The 2,186-nt window shown below is 36.1% G+C and carries 1 protein-coding gene and 1 pseudogene; both read right to left on the reverse strand.

Translation table 11 applies throughout. The features are described 5' to 3' along the window. The coding region (locus tag Wcon_RS10605) for an IS256 family transposase (protein ID WP_114516781.1) at positions 1 to 828 on the reverse strand (828 nt) is incomplete at its 3' end. Between the two features lie 148 nt (positions 829 to 976). Beyond that, positions 977 to 1,965: pseudogene (locus Wcon_RS10610) on the reverse strand (IS110 family RNA-guided transposase). Between the last annotated feature and the right edge of the window lie 221 nt (positions 1,966 to 2,186).

Raw genomic sequence — 2,186 nt, forward strand, 5'->3', positions numbered from 1 at the left:
ACTGGATACATATTTCAGAGAATTTCTTATTTGGTGTACTATACATAGCTGCACTTCTGCACTGGGAAATACACTGTTGATGGCTGCAGGAAAGCTTTTTAGCCCATCTACACATGCAATCAGAATATCTTCTACTCCTCTTTCTTTGAGGTTATTTAGCACTTCCAACCAAAAGTTAGCTCCTTCACTTTCAGCCAAATAAAAGCCCAGGACTTCTTTTCTGCCATTTTGGTCTATGCCCAATATATTGTACATACATTTACTTACGCAATGTCCATCCTCCTTGACCTTAAAGAACATCCCATCCATAAATACTATCGGGTATACTGATTGCAGTGGACGACTACGCCATTCATTGATTATAGGCAGTAATTTGTCGGTAATACTTGATATCTCTGCTACCGATATTTTGTGATCATAAATTTCCTCAACGTGTGACGCTATATCTCTATAGCTCATACCACTGGCAAATGTGCTCAAAATCTTCGTTTCAAGCTCTGGATGTAAGCTTGTTTGCCTTTTTTTGACTATTTGCGGCTCAAAACTTCCTTCTCTATCTCTTGGCGTTAACAGCTCAAATGAACCTGCACTTGTACGTAAAGTCTTTCCATTCCTCCCATTTCTGCGATTATTTTCTTCACTTTCAGCTAATAAATGGTTTTCTATTTCACCTTCTAGACTCGCCTCCAGCAGCTTTTTTATAAATGGTGTTAATGCTCCCTCCTTTCCTGTCAACGGTCTTCCTTCTCGTATAGACGACAGGATATTTGTTTCCAACTCTTTATAATCTACCAATCCGTTAGTTCTGTTTACTACTTTTTGACTCATTGTCAAACCTCCATTTTTAAATTGATATAAATTACTTTTTTCGGTTGACACACTTTTTTGAACATTCCCAAAAATACTTCTGATTGTGTAACAGTACACAGATTACAGTTAGTGAATATGTTGAATGGATTGGAAGCATTTTTTGATTTTAAACTACAGTCAACATCCTAGTTCTGTAATTCTTGATATGATTTGGATCAAAAGCACTTTTGGATGTCAGGATACCGAAAATGATATGGAGTAGCTTACGCATTGCAGCTCCCACAATTGCCATATTATGCTTACCCTTCTTCTTTAGTCTTTGGCAAAAACTCACAATGATAGGATTGTGATTCTTGGCTACTATGGCAGGAAAGAAAAGGGCCTTACGTAATGTTTGTGAACCTGATTTACTTAATCTTGGTTTAGAATGTACAGATGAACCTGATGTTATATTTTTCGGTATAACTCCTGTATATGCTGCCAATTGCCTGGCATCTCTAAAAGCTTTTATGTCAGGGATTTCAGCTAAAATAGCCATTGCTGATTCCTCTCCTATTCCTGGAATAGTCAATAGAAGCTGAAAATTTTCCAACAATTCTTTGTGCTGCTTTAATAGTTTGCGTATGGAGTTTTTTATTATTTCTATTTTTTTAACTATATTCGTTGCAACAAGCATTTGCAACTTCTTTAGGCAGTCTCTCTTTTTTTTCTAGGTGGTTATTTACTAATTCTTTTAACGCAACTGAGCAACGATAAAGATGTTTTAATTTTTTCATTTCAGAAGAAGGTGGTGTCCAACGAGTTGGTTCCTGTCTTTGGCAATAATCAGCAATAATTTCTGCATCAGTCTGATCATTCTTTTGTCTTACGAGCTTACTCCTTGTATAAGATTTAATACAATAAGGATTTACAACACTAACAAAATGTCCAGCATTGTGCAGAAATTCAGCCAAAGCTTCGCTATAACAACCACATGCATGACTTTACTTCTTCCACATTATGCTTTTGTAGAAAACTCAGCAGACCTTGAAACCCAAGATCATCGTTCTTAAAGCTCCTTTTCCTAGTTTCACGCTTTTCTTTTTTACTTATGAATGAAAGAAAAACATCAAAGCGATCTTTTGATACATCAATTCCAAGAAAGTTGTTGATCATATATAACCCCATACGTTACCATTTAAAACGAAAAGTAAGGCTAACCTTGTGGATACAGAATTAGAGCCATTTAGGTCTTTCTACGATACCGTCCAGCCTATACTTTTGAGGAGGGAACTCTTATCTTTCTTACAGATTTTATATCTAAGAGGAGAAACAGAGTTCTTCCCTCCTCCACCTAATGCTTAAGCTTAAAACATTAGATGCTTTTTACAAGATAC

This window comes from Wolbachia endosymbiont of Cylisticus convexus (assembly GCF_003344345.1).